Consider the following 16,837-nt stretch of genomic DNA (forward strand, 5'->3'; position numbering starts at 1 on the left):
CATACGAGGATATCGTCGATCATTGCTGCTACGCTTGGCGAACACTGCAGGACCGACCGTGGAAGATAATGTCGATCGGAAGGCGCAACTGGGCACAAGGGTTCTGATCAATGACGGTTGGTATTAGCCACCTCTTCCTCTGCTCGGTGACGCGCAGCAGCTAGGTCGGCTTCGCGGCTTTTCACGTTGCTAAAGTCGAGCTGGGACGCAAAGAAGTAGACGATCTTGCCAGCTTCATCGCGGACCGGTGACAGGAAGAGCGCGTTCCAGAACGAAGCCCCGTCTTTCCGGTAGTTCAAGATGTCGATGGCGATATCCGCGCCGGCTTCCACTGCTTCTCGGATGCGACCGACCGCTGCGCGGCTAGTTTCGGGCCCCTGCAGAAAACGGCAATTTCGGCCTACGACCTCGTCGCTCGAGTAGCCTGTAAGTTTCTCGAAGGCGGCGTTGCAGAAGATGATAGGGTTGTCATCCTGGTTCGGGTCGGTCACGATCATCGGCATTCTTGTCGCCTTGAATGCGGCCGCAAACGGGTCTTCCCGTACGTGCCGAGCAACGAGCCTGTCGCCGGCGTTTTGCGCGTCGTGGCGTTTTTTTTCCTTATCTTGCATAGCTGACCGGTAACTCACAAAACTGGAACCTACGAACCGGGTCCTGATCATATCATCAGCGGGCCATATCCCGCGGGGGCGAACTCGGTGTCTGGAAGTATGTCCTGCGGGGTTGATTTCAAGGCCTCTCCAAATCGCCTTACGGCTGAAGCTTCGGTGCTTCTAGCCAAACAAATAAATGGCGGATATTCGGATGGCCTGCGTCGATGTCCCCGATATACTGTCGATCATCAGCTAAAAAAGAGGCCGGGCGAAACTCGCATCGACCTCTCTGTATGCGCGGCGCCGGTACATCCGCGGTCGCTAGCAAGCTGATTACTTCTTGAACTTGTCGTAGTCGAGCTTGGGAGCCTGCGACAGAGCGTCCTTCGTCGTATCGACATAGGCTTTCCTAGTGCCGTTGTCGTTATTTAGCGCAACCGACGCCGGATCAAGTACGACGTAGCTGGTGCCCATGCCCAAAAAGCCGCCGACGCTGGCGACGATACCAACAACCGACTTGCCGCCACCGATGACGACGTCAGAAATCTCGCCGATAGACTCGTCTGCCTTGTTGTAGATATTGACGCCTACAAGCTTCGACGTGACGAGATCGGTGTCCTTGATCTCTACATACTTTAGCGGCATCGTCGCTGCCTTACCCATCGTCATTCCCGGGGCGGCCATCATGGCGTCGGACCCAGCCGCCGCCGTTGCGGGAGCGGCAGGTGCAGCCGGCTGCTGTGCAAACGCAGCGCCAGACATTGCGGCAAGCGATACGGCGGCGATGATGAAGTTCTTCATTCGAGTTCCTCGTAATTGCATGTTCCACGGTAATCCGTGGCGGGCAGCCAACGACAAGATGGATGAAAGGTTCCATGCAAAACCATGAAATTATTGAGTGATTTCTTTAGCGACACGACATGCACCAGCATCCAAGCTGTAACATCGGGCACGCAAGTCTGCCTGGTATTACTCACTCACGCGATGGCTGTGCGGTACGTGGGCGGCCAGACATCGCCCACCGCCCGTTACTTCCAAGCGCCAATGCGCCCGGTCCTGGGCGCGAATGCCCTGAGCCGATTAGATTTGCTTCAGTGCCAAAGCGAAAAGTCTCGCCTGCCGGCTCGCAAACGCGCGCGGATCTTTCGGTCGGTCACCGTCTAAAATCAGGGCCTCATCCAGTAAGAGCCACGCCGCATCTTCTCGAAATTCGTCATTTGTCACCGCCGCAAGGCTCTGAATGACTGGGCTCTGCGCATTGATTTCCAAAATCGGCTTGGACGCGGTCTGCAACCGCCCTGCCCCTTGGAGAATCTTTTCAAGCTGCCGGTCCGGCCCGTGTTCGGACGCCACAAGGCAGACAGAACTTTCCGTCAGTCGAGTCGACACCCGGACATCCGCTACCTCGTCTTTCAGGATACGACGGCTCACTTCGATGAAGTCGAGCACGCTCTGAGAGGCCTCTGACTTGTCGCCACCATCGCTACCGTTGCTTGAGATATCATCGAGATCGGCCTGCCCCTGGGTTACCGACTTGAGTGTCTTGCCCTCGAATTCACCCGCGTTCGTTGGCCAGAAACTGTCGACTTGGTCTGTCAGCAACAAGACTTCGATGCCCTTGGCACGGAACCCTTCCAGATGCGGCGACGCCTTCAACTGTGCGAGACTGGAACCGCTGATATAATAGATGGAAGACTGCCCTTCCTTCATTGCCCCCAGATAATCGGACAAGCTGCGCGTCGCGTCTTCCGAGGCCGTCGTGCGGAAGCGTGCAAGCTTCAACAACTGCCCGCGACGTTCATAGTCTTCGTAAATGCCTTCCTTGACGATCGCACCGAACAGCTCCCAGAATTTGCCGAAGGTTTCTGGTTCACCCTCGGCCATCTTCTCCAAGCTCGTCAGGATGCGGCTGGTCAGCCCCTTGCGAATTGCCACGAGAACCGGGCTTTCCTGTATCATCTCACGCGAAATGTTCAGCGGCAGGTCCGACGTGTCGACCACGCCACGGATGAAGCGCAGGTAGCGCGGCAGCAACTCTGCCTCGTCGGTGATGAAGACGCGCTTAACATAGAGCTTCATCCGTCCGTGGCGCTCGACATCGAAAAGGTCGAAAGGCTGCGAACCGGGCACGAAGGCAAGTGCCGTATACTCATGGCGGCCTTCGGCGCGGAAATGCACATTCGCCAGCGGCTCGTCATACTGCCCGGAAACGCTGCGATAGAAATCGTCATACTCCTGCTTCGAGATCTCCCCTTTCGGCTTCGTCCACAGGGCTGCGCCATCAGTGACCTGGACTGCGTCCGCGCCGGGTTTCTCGATCAGCTTAATCGGCACAGGCACATGACCAGACTGGTCGCGGATGATCTTCTCGATCGTCCACTTACCCGTGTATTTCTGTGCGTCGCCCATGAGGTGCAGGACGACGCGCGTGCCTCTGGCGGGAGCGTCTGCAGGATCGACGGCGACGACTTCATAACTTCCCTTGCCATCGGAGGACCACATCCATACAGAGTCGTGCCCAGCACGCCTTGAGATGACGTCGACTTTGTCGGCAACCATGAAGGACGAATAGAAACCGACGCCGAACTGACCGATGAGTTCGGCCTTGTCGCCCGACTTCGCCGCTTCCAAGCGCTCCATGAAGGCACGCGTCCCCGACCGGGCGATCGTGCCGAGAGCGTCGATCATTTCGTCTCGGCTCATTCCAATCCCGTTGTCTTCGACAATAAGGCTGGGCGCTTGCTCGTCGAGCTTGACCAGAATTTGCGGCTCTGAACCGTCGGCTGACAGATGTGGCTTTGAAATTGCTTCAAACCGCAGCTTCTCACAGGCGTCTGCCGCGTTGGAAATCAGTTCTCGAAGGAATACATCCTTATCCGAATATACGGAGTGAACCATCATCTGCAGGAGCCGGCTCACGTCAGCCTCGAAGGCGTGATGCTCGGGTTGGCGGTCTTCATTCGTCGTCATCGGTCATCCCCAGATTGCTAAATTCGGGCGACAGATGGATTGCTAGCCAATAGTTTTCAAGAGTGTGTCGAGACGTCAATCACTCAAAACCTTGCTGTTGATACGACATGCGCCTGAGCTGCACCTCTTGCGAAAATTGCGATCGAGAGCAAATACTCTGCCTACGACTCAGACTGCGGAATGCGTACAAATGTTTTCAGGATCCCATCGTTCTCCCTTATCCACGGAATATACACAAGGCGACGTCACCGTAACGGTCGATATCAAACAGACGTTTCGCGATGCCGGGTGGGAACTCGAGGTGACGAGTGCCGATGGTCAAGTCACCGACTGGGATTTGACCTTCGCAACGGATCGCGAGGCCTACGACGAATTCTTGTATGTGGTTGAGACAGAGGGCATTGAGGTGTTTGTATAAGGGCGGATCGTCTCAAGGCTTTGCGGCACGGTGGCCTTCAGCCCGGGATCCGTCGACGCCATTGCCACCACATTTCGCTCTCAGGCAGTAGGCTCAGCGGCTGGCCGTGTCTTTGTCTTCAGCCATCGTAAAACTCGGATTTCTTCATCGTCCAGCCATTGAAGCAGTCGCTCGCTTTTCGTTTTCAGCTTTAAGACATCCCGCAAAATTCCTGCCTGAAAATCTTCGAATACGGCGGGATGAATGTAGGACGAACGGCAAACAGAGCGCGTGTTCACGAGCTTCGCAGCGACCGCATCGACTGCCTCGTTAAGCTGACGCGCAAGGTCACGCTTGGTCTGGGCGACCTCGAGCGAAACCAAGGCTTCGACAGCCATGCAGGTGGCTCCCCAGGTCCGAAACTGCTTGGAAGAAAAGTCTTCACCCGTAATCTCGCGAATGTAGGCATTCACGTCATGTGAGGAAATCGGCCTGCATCCACCTTCGTCGCAGACATATTGGAAAAGTTGCTGGCCTGGCAATTCCTGCAACTTTCGGACAACGTTTGCAATTCTACGATCGCTGTGGGCGAGGTTCCATTCCTTGCCCGATTTACCCTTGAACCGGAACTTCAGGCTTCCGCCTTCAACCTTCACATGCCGATTGCGTAATGTGGTCAGGCCGAAGGACTTATTAGCCTGAGCATATGCGGCGTTGCCGACACGAATGTACAGGTTATCCAACATCCAGACGACGGTAGCGAGCGCCTTATCCATCGATAAACCGCGGGACCTCAGATCATTTTCAACCCGTTCACGCAAATCAGGGAGGCACTCGGCAAAAGATACAAGACGTTCAAATTTGGCTTTGCCGCGCTCCGTGTGCCAATCCGGATGATAACGGTACTGGCGCCGCCCCCGAGCATCCCTGCCGATCGCTTGGAGATGGGAGAAAGGGTTGGTCGAGATGACCACGTCGGTGTAGGCTGGCGGTATAGCCAAGCTGTTCAAGCGGGCGATCTCTGAGGCCTCCGTAATTCTCCTGCCATCCGGCCGATAGTACAAAAAACCTTTAGCGCCCATCTTCCGGGAGATTCCTGTATCCAGTCCAGGAACGTACACCAACCCGGATGCCAATTTGGCTTCCGTGGCGATTGTATCGATTTCGGTGATGATCTGGTTCATTCCGCCATAACTCGCACAGCGTAGCGCAGTTCCCCAATTGACTGCAACTGTGCTTGGTCGGCGTGTATTGACTCCTGACTGAGGCAGCAATTCCGTAAGCGGGCATCAATAAAAAGGCCCGCAATGAGCGGGCCTCCGGGCTTGAGATCGAGAGCTCTATCAGGCTCTATCGACGCCACTTTTTGCGGCGTCCTTCACATGGCCTTTGGCCTGTTGAGCATCACCTTTTGCTTCCTGCGCATACCCTTTTGCCTCAAGGCTTTTGTTATCGGTAGCATCGCCGATCACCTGTTTGGCCTTACCGGCAATCTCATTAGCCTTGCCGGAAATTTTGTCGGATGTCGAACCCATGATCATTTCTCCTTTAATGAAAGGGGTCGTTCTGGCGTTCAAATCGCCCTCCGGTCAATCGCGCCGGGTAAGTCCATTGTCAGCCGTCTCTCGACCTACCTGTCGAGTGAATGCTCCACGACACAGATCGTTCCAGTGAGCTATCTTGCGGGAGGATTGATCATTCTCTAGCGCAAAAACTCTGCACCTGGCAGCGTTGTGAAACGCAACTGATCCAAGGCGGCTCTCTTCGCGTAGATCCTGGAAAGTACACTGCGGAATGATCTCGCTGGAGGGTCGCTTGATGTCAAAGTTCACGAGCATTTTAAAACGGCTGACTTTGGCAGCGTCGTGCACCTTCCCTACCCTCTCGATAGCATCGGCGGAACCTCCCGTCGTCAAAGTCGGCCCGGATCACTACCGGGTTACTTGGCTTGAAATTGGCAGAACGCCGATGTGGCTGACGGATGGTTGCGTGGCAGGCTATTCAATTTATCGTCCCGCCAAGACAAAAGACCAAGTGACGGTGGAAGACGGGTGCCGGGAAGGCACTCCGGACGGGCGTTTGAAGACAGTAAACGGCGTTGGCACCATCTTAGACTTCGGTACGACGAACGCCAAGATGCGGGTTCGATATCCTCTGCTCATTACGTTCAACTACTGGGTCTTGTACAAGTCCCCGGACAAGTCCTGGTTCATCAGCGCCAATCCATCGAGGACGGATCTGTGGATCTATTCACGCAAGGTTCCTTCGAAAACCCAGCTGGCTCGCATGGTGGATAAGGCCCGAGTGCTCGGGTACGATGTCCGGAAGCTCGAATTCCCGCCGCAGCAAGCGAGCAAGTAGGCTCGAAGCGGCGTAACACTCGCGCCTAAGCCTTCAAGGACGAGCATGACAAGACCGTTGAACGAAAAACTTGCACTTGGCATCTTCATACTAATCGTCGTCGGGATGGGAGCGCTCATTGGGCTGATGATCCGACCGGGCGAGTGGTATGCTTCCCTGACCAAGCCGCCCTTCAACCCTCCAAATTGGGTGTTCGGACCGGCGTGGATGATCCTCTACGTTCTGATCGCGATTGCGGGATGGAAAACCTGGAAGGCAGAGGGCTTGTCAGGGGCACGGATGAAGATTTGGTACGGACAGATGATCCTGAACTGGCTCTGGACGCCGGTTTTCTTCGGCTTGCACGCTATGGCGTTCGGTCTTGTGATCATCCTCGGCCTGCTGGTCGTGATCTCGTACTTTCTTGTGCGGACGAGGGATCGCGTGGCAAGATTATGCTTTGTCCCATACGCGCTGTGGGTCGCGTTTGCCTCCACTCTCAACTCGTCGCTGCTGCTGCTCAACAACTAAGCGGAAGTGTCTGCCGGTAAAGAACGGGTGACCTGCTACGCACCCGGAGCAGAAGCCAGTCGCGGCCAGTTGAAACACGCAATCTCGTTTAGACCGGGAACTTCTGATATCATGTCCGGTTTGCGTGTCGTCAATTGAAGGATTTTATCATATTCATGCGAAATAGACCAACTCGAAGCAGTGCTGCCTGAATCGAAAAAGGCGGTTCCGAGCGCGGGCGTGGTGCTCTGTAAGCTCCTCGGCGGGAAAAGGAAAAGTCACATGCGATATTACTTTCACGTTCGTGGTCCGGATGGCTTCGTCGAAGATCTCGAGGGAGCTGAGTTTGCCTCCGATGAGCTTGCGACGGTGGAAGCCCAAGCGGCTGCACGAGAATTGATGGCCGCGAAAGTCGCCAAAGGTGAAGTCGTCGATGGCGGGCAGTTCGAGATAACTACGGAGAATGGAAAGATCATCGACACGATCCTATTTAAGTCAGTGGTCAAGATCGATTGAGGCTGTCTCCCGCTCGGGATAGATTAAGGACGGACCGCTATGAACCTCGCTGAAGCTGAAATCCATGAAAACAAATTGTTGTCAGTTTTGCCTAGTGAAAGCTTAGCGCAAGCTGCATCACACCTGAAGTATCAGAGGCTCCCCCGCGGGACCCGACTCGCGAGCGCAGGAGAGCCAATAGATCATGTGTACTTCCTGACCTCGGGCGTTGGCTCCGTACTGGCTCAAACGCCTGAAGGAAGCGCCGCCGAGGCCGGAATTTTCGGCAGGGAGGGTTACATACCAACTTCCGCCGTCAGCGGTTCCGAGCAGAGCACCTTCGACGTGACAGTCCAGATAGACGCGGCGGGGTACCGCATAGGCTTCGAAGATTTTCGTCGCCAGATGGAAAGCAACCGGGCATTCGCAAAAGTCATGATCCGGGCAATCGAGGCCTTTGCGATCCAGCTCGCGTATACAGCAGTCTCGAATGCCGTGCACGACGTTACGGAGCGTCTCGCCCGGTGGATATTGATGTGCCACGATCGAGTGGGTGTTGACGAGTTACCGCTTACGCATGACTTCATCTCGACCATGCTGGCGGTTCGCAGACCGAGCGTTACAACCGCTCTCCACATCTTGGAGGGAAACCGGTTCGTCATCGCAGAGCGCGGGATGCTGACCATCCGAGACCGTCCTGCCCTCGAGGAGTTCGCTCACGACGCTTACGGAAAGCCGGAACAAGAGTACCGGCGTTTAATGACCGGCCTCTTCTAGAGAGCTTAGGTACGGATGTCTGATGCGGGTGGTGTCTCCGTTAGCTGTGCCCGAACGGAGAGAGGGGCGATAAGCGCATTTGCCCAAGTCCCTGGTCGGTACGGTAGCAGACCCACCTCATTCACGCCGGAACACCATTGATCAACAAACGGTTGTGCTCCTTTAGAGGAGTGGTTCAATGCAAGATAACCGTTGCAGACTTCGCGTCGAAGCCGAAATAATCGGATACATCCCAGCGCTGTACAAATTCGCCCACCGCTTTCATCGCACGGAGAGCGACGTCGAAGATCTGGTTCAAGACACCCTCCTGAAGGCGCTCGGAAATCTTGACAAGTTTCAGGAAGGGACGAGCGTGAAGTCCTGGATGTTTACGATAATGCGAAACGCATTTTGCACCAAGTACGCTCGCAACAAGCGCGAGCAGGTCGGATTGGACGATGTTCAGATAAACAAGTTTTCGACGAAACCGGAGCAGGAGTGGCGAGTGCAAGGCCAGGAGATCGAGCAAGCTATCGCCGCCCTCAACGCCGACCACCGTAAGGCGGTCGATCTGGTAATCCTGCAGGGCACGAGCTACGAGGACGCTGCGGTTTTGTGTCAGTGCGCTGTTGGAACAATGAAGAGCCGCGTCAATCGCGCAAGGGCGTCGCTCTCTCGCATGCTGTCATAGCGGCAGGCAAGAACGCGTCCTATCCTGCCGTTTCCGCGCACTTCAGGGCTAAGGTGCAACTTCTTGATTGCGTTTTGTCCGCAAGGAAATGCGGCGGGCGGCTATTTGTCTATCGTTGTCGTAGCAGACCAACTCATGTCCGATGACGTGAACGGAAACGTCTCAGGTGCAGACGGCGCGCTTCTCGATGTGACCGGTCAAACCGATGGCCTTCACGCTTAAGAGCTTCTATACGTCCAAGATCCGTTTGTTTATGTTGTCACCGCCCAGACTTCGTCAGGGGCACACTACTCCGATCTTCGTAGGGATCATCCGCCCTATTACTTATGGGGAAAACAGTAAAACGGCACTGAAAACCACATCCTCGCGGTGGCTCTCGGGAATCGCGGGCCTCCCATCGTTGGCCCGCATCTATTCGCAAAGTCAGTCCATACGGCGGCATACTAGGCCATAGCTCGATGCGTGCGATGCCATGGTCGCGTTAAGAGCTTTGAAAAATGCCGTACACCGCTATGAACACATAGAGGAACGCGGCAAGTGCCGCGATCCCGACGATAAAGAGCATGAGGCCTTTCCCAGCCTGTAATTTTTTCTTCTTCTGTTCCGAGCTGTCGGACGACGGTGCCAATCCGGTAGGGGTTTCATTCTTGCCGTAATTCGTCATGCATTTTCTCCCATCATAGGAGGGCGACGCCTGCACCAGCGATGGTCAGGACCACCAGTAACAGGACAACTGCTCTGGCGATGCCGCTACTTCCCCCAGTTTGGCCAAAGATTCTGAACCACCAGTCTGGCCCCTGATTGCCGCTGTGAGACATCATTTCCCTTTTTGATCGCTGCCTGAAATCACGTCTGGCGGGCTGAGCGCTGGAGATGTCGCCCCATCGAAGAAACCGTATGCCAGACCCAGTAAACCAGCGAGCGTAACGGCGAACGCAGCAACCGTCCCTTTTTTCGAGGCTACGGACATTGCGAGGCCTAGAAGGGCGGCTCCGACTGCTACCGCGGTGAAGGACATTATCGTAATCATGCCGCAGCGAACTGAAATAAGAGCAAAGAGTTCCATTTGTTGGGCTACATCGACGTGCGAGTGCATTGGCTCTCAGTTTGGGACAAGGCTAGTCGTAAGTCGAAGCGGTACGGCTAGAATGTCCGCCCCCGAATGGCCACCGAACCTCACGCGATCTACCGGAAGGTTTGATCGAACTCCCGGCAGGCCTGCTCTCCGGCAACCTCATCGGTGCAAGTGGTTGAGAACCCAAGCGTGTCACATATGAGCAGCGGGCGGATACGCGATGCGACGAGACCGGTCGCACCAACGCCGGGGAAGACATCTAATGGAGCGGCCCGTCTCCGGTTTCATGGACTTTAATCGCGCTCATGGCAGTGGACTGGTCGCGATCACCAAACGCCCGCCCAACATCGGCATAGGCGAGGCCGAACTTGTCGCGCACCTCCCACATCAGTCGGCGGCGTGCAACGACCACTCGTTTCAAAGCAGAGCGCCCAACGACATCACGATACTCTACGCCTAATTCTCCGCATCGCTTCTTTATGTAACTCACCTCCGGTCGGACACATTTGTTCGCGAGGTGAAACTGGTAAGCGCGGACATGAGCATCGAAGAGGATTTCTGCGCGTTTCCAGATAGGTGGGCGCTGTGAGACCTCGATCTGCAACTTGCGCGCCACTACCATCCGCGATGCCGAAGCATACCTGGCCTGCCGCGATCTGTGGGCGTGGAGAAGTTTAGCTTGTGTGGGAGTGATTTCCTGAACTTGAACGGTCATTTTCCAACATGCCTTATCGCTTGGCCGCACAAGGCCGAAGCTGACATCATCTATGAAGTGGTGAAGCGCACGCACCCCGGACCCGAGAACAGTCCGACGGGAAGTGCGCTGTACGATCAGCCGCAAGAGACGTGCTGTCTCAGATCGTGACCATTAGATGTTGCTTGGAAAGCTCGAATTCAAGTGACGCGAAGAGCGACTTGGAAGGGTTGGTCGATTTGAAATGTGGTCGATCCCAACAATCAGATATGCAAGGAGCGGCTCTACCGCTCTTTCCGGCATTGTCCTTCCTTTCGTATCAAGGGAACTTCGTCTCACACGGTCAGTTCGAGCGAGGCAAAAGGAGATCGATCATGCCCGAAAGAAAACGCCGTGACGCTGTTCTCACCGAAACTGCGACGGAAGCGAGGCAGGGGCGCACCGGACGACCCGTGCTTATGGTACTGATCTGCGGGCTCGTTCTCGTCTTCTTCGCATGGGGTGCAGCCGAATGGTGGGGTGAAGCGACAGACGCACCGCCGCAGCAGACCGCTACTCCACCGGCTGGGGAAAATACCCCTCGCCCGCAGACGACAACGACCGCTCCTTCAGGCGGAATGGCTCCAACCGACCGTACGCCCCACGCCGATGGCGGTAGCGGGAACCCCAACCCCGTCAATGAGCCATCGGGAAACACCGTGACGAAGCCATGATCCTCGAGCCGGCGTCTGTGGCGTAAGGGGTTAACTGGATGCATTACGATCCTAACGCCATTTTCACAGCGAAAGATATAAGGCGAGCCGGGCGGTTAAACAAACTGCTAAAATGGGTCCCGAGATACCGCACGAGCGGCAGGTTCAACGCCCGGTTCATCAACGGCATGTGTTCGGTAGGACGCCATCTGGCCGCAGAGCCCGCAAACATCGGCGTGATGGTCAAAAGCCTATCGGTGAATGGCGGTAAGCTGCCGATCCGCGTCCTGTTTCCCGAAAAGCCGCGTGCCTTGCTTCTTCATTTTCATGGCGGAGCCTGGGTGATTGGGGACTCTAAGCTAGATGATAATTGGAATGTCGAATATGTCCGCCGCTGTCGTGTCGCAGTGGCTAGTGCCAATTTTCATCTGGCGACAGACGATGATCTCGCGCAGACGATCAGGGACGCGCACGCTTTTACTAGGTGGGCGCTGGACAGCCGAGCCAATTTTGGCGTCGACAAAGTTTTTCTGGAGGGTGAGTCTTCGGGTGCCCACCTTGCCGCGTCTTCTCTTGTCCGGTTGTCGCGCAGTCGGTCGCTTGAGTGTATTGCCGGACTTGTCTCCTACTGTGGAGCGTTCGATCTCTCTGGTCCCGCCAGCCTCAAACTGGCAGCTGACAGCCTCGTCATCGACCCGCAGGCTGCAGGCAGAAACTTGGATCGACTTCTGGAAGGGTCACCTTCACTCGCAGTGGATGATCCCGTTGTATCGCCGTTGCGTGCCGACTTGATTGGAATGCCGCCCGGCCTCTTCATTGCCGGACAACTTGACCCGATCATCGGCGACAGCCGGTCGATGCAGACGCGTTGGCAAGACGTCTGCGGGAACGCGGACCTGCTGGTCGTGCCGGAAGGACCCCATGGTTTCCATCGCTTTCCCACCCGACTGGCGGCGCGGACAAAGACGGTTGCCGTTGAATGGATCAACCGCAGACTGCGGAACGAGGTGCAGGAAGCATCGTTTAATGCTTAGGAACAGGAGATGCGAAATGTCTAACGCCACTCAGGACAATCAGCGCGGCACCAAGAACAACGGTGTGAGCGATACGGAATTCGGCAAGTCCGTTGAAAGCCAGGCGCAGATTGCGGATGCTGCGATCTTGGCCTCTGGTACCGACCCAGGCGAGGTCTTGAATGTATATCGGTTGGAACCGGTCGCACCGCCCGACGACTTCAGGTGGGACAAAGCACAAAGCCACGGATCGATTTATGTCGCGGCGCGGACAGCTGGCGACGCGCGCATCGTTGCTGCTGGACACGAGGGTGACTTTCTCGAAATGGCATCCCTCCCAAGCGAAGACGTGACGACAAGGCATGCGAGCGCCTTCCGCGACGAGAAGGCATACACCGTTATCGAAGTCGCCAATGCGGTGCCGGGTCTCCATCGCGGGCTGGTTGAGGATAAAGCGAAATTGGAACGGCTGGCCTCCTCCAATGGCGACATGCTTCGTTGATGACTTCCGTGATCATTGGCATCGTCACCATTGTTGCAGCGGTCGCGTTCATGTCGGTGATGAAGCTGTTCTACAACAGGAGACGCGTCTATTGGCCCAGCGAGTGCCCTTGCGGAGCAACAGCGTGAATGGAACCGGAAGCGCCATACATTGTTATCGCTCGACAGTAATGGGAAAAACAAATTATGGCTGGACCAAACGAAAAGTGGAGCCGACCCGTCGAGGTGCGCATGAATCGGGAAGGGAGGAGGACCGTGGCCGGACCGTTCGAAGCGCTCGCGGTTCTGACCGACTCGTGGCCAGGCGAGCAGAGCTTGAGCTTTGTGAAAGCACGGAGCGCTTGCAGAGGTGCGCTCGCTGGCCACAAATCACTCGAAGACGCGCGCAGAGAATTTGAGACCGCGGCAACCGAAGCCCGTCAAAAATTCGAACGTGGTCGGCACTAGATCAAAACTGACGGTGCCGAAGTTAGCGGCACTTGCACCGCGACTGTCTATCCAATTTTGAACGCAGCCTTTCCAAGTTGTCAAAAGCTCCTTGATTGGCCCCTTTGCGAGTTGCGTTATGCTGAGATGTTCTACCAGCTTAAATAAGCTTCAATGATGAATTTGTTGATGCCGTCGAGCTGGGCCGCTACGTAGGCCTTGTCCAAAGCAGCGCTCGCAGACGATCGGCGCGATCGGCGATGTACGCTATCGTACCCTTCAAAAATTTCTGGAACTAATCGTCGACGGCAGAGTTTTTCGCGCGAATTAGCAAAGGAGTTGACTGTGACCGCGCCCGTTTCCCAGCCCCAGATCACCGGCGCCAAGGAAGTTGTAAGCGTCGTCGATTTCGCCGTCAGGTACGGCCTCTGTACAGAAGAGAAAAATCGGCTCGTAAAGCTTTTCGGTCACTTCGCCCGCAAGCATGAATTGCTGATGAACGCTCGGCGCGAGACAAGGGTTCGCTGATATGATCCGGGCGTTGTTGTCACAGATCTTCAGTCGCTATCAGCAATCGATGGTGGCAGACCTCGTGCCGGCTACAGCTGTCATGTGCGGTGGTCTCTGGCTGACTGCGCTAGTTATGGGAATCTGAATTCGAAAGCTCGCGCTTAGTAGAAACAGGCGCGGGCGGAACGGCCTGAACCTCTTTTCTACATTGACCGTTAACGTTCCGCGTGAAACGTTGATATAGAACGTCCGCAGAATAGAGCGGCGGCAGAGTTGACGGGCGCCCCTGCCGTGCCAAGATCATTGGTTTTAGGGCGTCTCAAAAACCCCCTTTTTGATCCGTCTACACCGAAGTCGAACCTTGCGGACCCGATCCGCTGCCCTCTGCGTGGGCCGCCTAGACCCACTGCTTGAAATGCGTCTTCTGATCCCACTCTAAATCTGCAGTCGCGTACGGCTTGATCCCGCTTCGACGTCAAAAAGCCCAGTTTTTTCTTCCGGGACGAGGACTTTGGTGTTGGGCGATCTCGTATTTTGGTCGCCGTGAAGGAAAATTTCGTGGCATATGCGGCAGCGCTTTTGAGGTCGCACTGACGGTCGTTGCTACATCAAATGGCAATCGAAGACCGCCGATTATAAGGCTCACCTTTGATTCGGCCGCTCCTCGCGCACTGCCTCCGCAATCCGTAAGAGCAGCGACACGCTGGCCAACTGCTCTATCGCAACGGAGAGTTTTGGCTTCCAGTTCGGGTAACTGTCGCTGGTACCGGGAATATTCGTGGGACGCTTCTCACCTGTCATGTCTGCCAGTCGAACCCCAGCCAGCATCGACGCAGTTTTTGCGATGAAGCGATGAGCGCTGACGATCAGGTCATTCAGCTTGTGCTCGCCCGCGGCGGAAGAAGGCAGGCGGTTTGGCGGATCCGTGCCTGCCTCCTCCAGCGCAACCTTCAGATCCTCTCGCTCATGCTGGCGTTCTTTGACATGCGCTTCTGTCAAGTCAGGAGGAACAACCCCATGATCCAACCTGGCTTTGATGTCAGCGCCACGCCACCACCCAGCCAGTGTTTGATGATCATGGGTCGAAATACACGCGAGCGACAGCCGCGGATAAGCCTCCGTGGGCTTAAAGCCTTCTTCTTCCCGTTCATAAGACAAAATGCGGTAGGACAGGATCTGAGCTTCAGCGAGGTCTTTCTGCAAGCCGTCCGGCAGCATCCCTAAATCTTCTCCGATGACCAGACATCTGAATTTCGACGACGCCTCCGCCAAAATCTGCAGCAATCCGTTTTGTGGGTAGTCCACATAGGCACCTCCCTCGGGCAAACTTTCAAGGGGTACGAGAAACAGCCGGCGCAAGGCTGCGGCATGATCGATCCTGATGGCGCCCGCGTAACGCATCGCAGCTGTTACCATCCGTCGATAGGGAGCATCGTCGCCCGACACGATCTTTGCCGGATGGAAAGCAGCCAGATGCCAATCCTGGCCGTTGGGCGCGAAGGGATCAGGGGGACTTCCAACCGTGGCATCGGCAATATAGGCGTCCGGTTCACTCCAAGTCGCCGATCCATCGATTGCTTCACCAACGGCCAGATCAAGATAAAGGCCAATACGCAAACCGGCGTCCCGAGCCGTCTCGGCGACCCGGATTAGTTGCTGATTGCAAAGCCATTGCAGCCAAATGTGAAAGTCGATGGTGTCTGCATGTTCGTCGGCAAACGCGGCAACCTCCGCGCTTTCCGGCTGCTGATACGCCGCGGGCCAGGATTTCCAGCCAGTGCCGCTGCCCTTTTCACCCATGAAGGCTGACAGGGCTTCGAACAACGCGTGCCGCCGCAAGATTTCGCCGCCGTTCGCTACGAAGGCCTCGAAGTTTTGCCGAGACGAATTGTCTGATAAGCGCCGCCAGCTCGCCCAGACTTCCCGCAAAACCGCGAGTTTAGTCTCGGCTACCTGGATATAATCGACGAGATCAGTTGATCGCAACTCCTGTAACCTTGCTTCGAGTTCCGAAGTGCTTTCAAAGCTAGTAATTTTGTCGACGGCGATGTAGAGCGGATTGAGCATCTGCCGGTTCGACGGCTCATACGGGCTGCACCGATCGGGATCGGCAAGAAACGGCGCATGCAGCGGGTTGAGCCCGACGAAATCGGCGCCGAGCGTGGCGGCAAAACGGACCATTTCGACAAGGTCTTCAAAGTCACCGATGCCCCAGTTCCGTTCCGATCGAAGTTCATAGAGCTGCAGACTGATCCCCCACACACGGTCGGCCTCGAGAAAATGCGGAAGGAAGGATGGCGCGATTTTATTGTTCTCAGGACTCTTTCGAACCGGTTTTTGCGGTTCGCTGTCAACCGCGACGCCGAGCGCCGCAAGAACTTTGCGTTTCACGCTATCGGTAATCGGTACCTCCACGTTTTCCGGGCTTGGCCTTGTCAGGCTGATCCCATGCTCTTTGGCCAGTTGGTCGAGGTCCCTATCCATGAACGTCACTTTCTGCTGAAACTGATTTAAGCTGAGTGGATTGAATGCTGAAGATGACGAGCCAAGGAGATAAAGTCTCATCGGTGGATGATCCCAGCGAAAAAATCCGCTTGGCTGACGGCGACGTCTGGTACTGCGCCGGCTTCTCAGAGAGGTTCGCAATCAGGAGGAGCCTCGCCCGATCTTTCAGCACCCACTCGTCAGCGGTGACACTGCCTTCCCGTCGGAACGAACCGCCTCCACCGCCAAGGCCGTGCAACAGCGGCATGATCCGTTGATGCCGCAGAGCAAGAAGGGTCCAATAAAAGGCGAGCATTTCGGACGAATTTGGATCGATCAGCCTGGACCAGTCGAGTTTTGCCGCTTCGAACGTTGACTGCACCGTGGGATCAAGCAGGTCGTCGGCATCAAACCCCGGAAGGCGCGCCGTCGGCCTCGCATCCCTACCAAAACGCCGCTCGGCGAATTCTACGGTGGTGCCGCTTGAGGTGAGCAAACCTGCATCTATCAATTCCCATTCGCCCTGGCCTGACGGGATGCCGTAGAAGATCCCATTTACGATCGAGAGCTGCCGGTAAGCAAGATCCGCTGCGAAACCTTTGGTACCGTCCGCCATATCCTCGAGCGGTACGAGATCGGCATTTTCCAGCACTAATTGGGTTGTCATGAAGGTCTCCGGTGGCTGTATCC

General features: G+C 56.0%; 18 protein-coding genes and 1 pseudogene. 10 read left to right on the forward strand and 9 right to left on the reverse strand.

What is annotated here, in order from left to right; genetic code table 11:
* Nucleotides 1-125 precede the first annotated feature (125 nt).
* From KX729_RS28365 to htpG, 3 genes and pseudogenes are all read right to left on the reverse strand, one after another.
* Nucleotides 126-611: pseudogene (locus tag KX729_RS28365) on the reverse strand (PAS domain-containing protein); the annotation flags it as partial.
* A gap of 315 nt (nt 612-926) precedes the next feature.
* A complete protein-coding gene (locus tag KX729_RS28370) occupies nt 927-1,394 on the reverse strand; it encodes a PRC-barrel domain-containing protein (protein WP_219745844.1) in 468 nt (155 codons plus the stop codon).
* A 279-nt stretch (nt 1,395-1,673) separates the two neighbouring features.
* A complete protein-coding gene (gene htpG / locus KX729_RS28375; protein WP_219745845.1) occupies nt 1,674-3,563 on the reverse strand; it encodes a molecular chaperone HtpG in 1,890 nt (629 codons plus the stop codon).
* Nucleotides 3,564-3,753: 190 nt separating this feature from the next.
* Between htpG and KX729_RS28380 the strand changes: the two genes are divergently transcribed.
* Nucleotides 3,754-3,981, forward strand: a complete 228-nt coding sequence (locus tag KX729_RS28380; protein ID WP_219745846.1) for a hypothetical protein — start codon at nt 3,754-3,756, stop codon at nt 3,979-3,981.
* Between the two features lie 80 nt (nt 3,982-4,061).
* Here the strand turns inward: KX729_RS28380 and KX729_RS28385 are convergent, their stop codons facing one another.
* Nucleotides 4,062-5,144 carry a DNA topoisomerase IB gene (locus KX729_RS28385; protein ID WP_219745847.1) on the reverse strand — a complete coding sequence of 361 codons (1,083 nt, stop codon included), beginning with the start codon at nt 5,142-5,144 and terminating at the stop codon, nt 4,062-4,064.
* A 159-nt stretch (nt 5,145-5,303) separates the two neighbouring features.
* Entirely contained in the window at nt 5,304-5,495 is a 192-nt protein-coding gene (locus tag KX729_RS28390; RefSeq protein ID WP_219745848.1) for a CsbD family protein, read from the reverse strand.
* Between the two features lie 283 nt (nt 5,496-5,778).
* On the opposite strand from KX729_RS28390, the gene KX729_RS28395 reads away from it, so the two are divergent.
* From KX729_RS28395 to KX729_RS28415, 5 genes are all read left to right on the forward strand, one after another.
* The gene (locus tag KX729_RS28395) at nt 5,779-6,321 is read left to right on the forward strand and encodes a lipocalin family protein (protein ID WP_219745849.1); all 543 of its coding nucleotides are present in this window, start codon (nt 5,779-5,781) and stop codon (nt 6,319-6,321) included.
* A gap of 57 nt (nt 6,322-6,378) precedes the next feature.
* The gene (locus tag KX729_RS28400; protein WP_281423278.1) at nt 6,379-6,831 is read left to right on the forward strand and encodes a TspO/MBR family protein; all 453 of its coding nucleotides are present in this window, start codon (nt 6,379-6,381) and stop codon (nt 6,829-6,831) included.
* A gap of 261 nt (nt 6,832-7,092) precedes the next feature.
* Nucleotides 7,093-7,326 (forward strand): DUF6894 family protein, encoded by a 234-nt coding sequence (locus KX729_RS28405; protein ID WP_219745851.1) that lies wholly within the window; start codon nt 7,093-7,095, stop codon nt 7,324-7,326.
* Between the two features lie 39 nt (nt 7,327-7,365).
* Nucleotides 7,366-8,082, forward strand: coding sequence for a Crp/Fnr family transcriptional regulator (locus KX729_RS28410; protein WP_219745852.1), 717 nt, complete (start codon nt 7,366-7,368; stop codon nt 8,080-8,082).
* A 178-nt stretch (nt 8,083-8,260) separates the two neighbouring features.
* A complete protein-coding gene (locus tag KX729_RS28415) occupies nt 8,261-8,752 on the forward strand; it encodes a sigma-70 family RNA polymerase sigma factor (RefSeq protein WP_219745853.1) in 492 nt (163 codons plus the stop codon).
* Between the two features lie 481 nt (nt 8,753-9,233).
* Here KX729_RS28415 and KX729_RS28420 read toward each other — a convergent pair whose 3' ends face one another.
* Nucleotides 9,234-9,416, reverse strand: coding sequence for a hypothetical protein (locus KX729_RS28420; protein ID WP_219745854.1), 183 nt, complete (start codon nt 9,414-9,416; stop codon nt 9,234-9,236).
* Between the two features lie 670 nt (nt 9,417-10,086).
* Nucleotides 10,087-10,542, reverse strand: a complete 456-nt coding sequence (locus KX729_RS28425; RefSeq protein WP_219745855.1) for a helix-turn-helix domain-containing protein — start codon at nt 10,540-10,542, stop codon at nt 10,087-10,089.
* A gap of 730 nt (nt 10,543-11,272) precedes the next feature.
* Between KX729_RS28425 and KX729_RS28430 the strand changes: the two genes are divergently transcribed.
* The 4 genes from KX729_RS28430 to KX729_RS28445 all read left to right on the forward strand — a co-directional run bounded on the left by KX729_RS28430 (nt 11,273) and on the right by KX729_RS28445 (nt 13,681).
* Nucleotides 11,273-12,247, forward strand: coding sequence for an alpha/beta hydrolase (locus tag KX729_RS28430; RefSeq protein ID WP_219745856.1), 975 nt, complete (start codon nt 11,273-11,275; stop codon nt 12,245-12,247).
* A gap of 16 nt (nt 12,248-12,263) precedes the next feature.
* Nucleotides 12,264-12,728, forward strand: coding sequence for a hypothetical protein (locus KX729_RS28435; RefSeq protein ID WP_219745857.1), 465 nt, complete (start codon nt 12,264-12,266; stop codon nt 12,726-12,728).
* Nucleotides 12,729-12,913: 185 nt separating this feature from the next.
* Nucleotides 12,914-13,174 (forward strand): DUF982 domain-containing protein, encoded by a 261-nt coding sequence (locus tag KX729_RS28440; RefSeq protein ID WP_219745858.1) that lies wholly within the window; start codon nt 12,914-12,916, stop codon nt 13,172-13,174.
* Nucleotides 13,175-13,498: 324 nt separating this feature from the next.
* The gene (locus KX729_RS28445; protein ID WP_219745859.1) at nt 13,499-13,681 is read left to right on the forward strand and encodes a hypothetical protein; all 183 of its coding nucleotides are present in this window, start codon (nt 13,499-13,501) and stop codon (nt 13,679-13,681) included.
* 624 nt (nt 13,682-14,305) lie between these two features.
* On the opposite strand, the gene malQ is transcribed toward KX729_RS28445, so the two are convergent.
* Both malQ and KX729_RS28455 read right to left on the reverse strand, forming a co-directional pair.
* Nucleotides 14,306-16,147, reverse strand: a complete 1,842-nt coding sequence (gene malQ, locus KX729_RS28450) for a 4-alpha-glucanotransferase (protein ID WP_219745940.1) — start codon at nt 16,145-16,147, stop codon at nt 14,306-14,308.
* Entirely contained in the window at nt 16,140-16,814 is a 675-nt protein-coding gene (locus KX729_RS28455; protein WP_246617923.1) for a DUF3459 domain-containing protein, read from the reverse strand. The genes malQ and KX729_RS28455 overlap by 8 nt, the downstream gene beginning before the upstream one ends.
* Nucleotides 16,815-16,837 lie beyond the last annotated feature (23 nt).

Origin of the sequence: Neorhizobium populisoli (assembly GCF_019430945.1) — a bacterium.
Lineage (GTDB): Bacteria > Pseudomonadota > Alphaproteobacteria > Rhizobiales > Rhizobiaceae > Neorhizobium > Neorhizobium populisoli.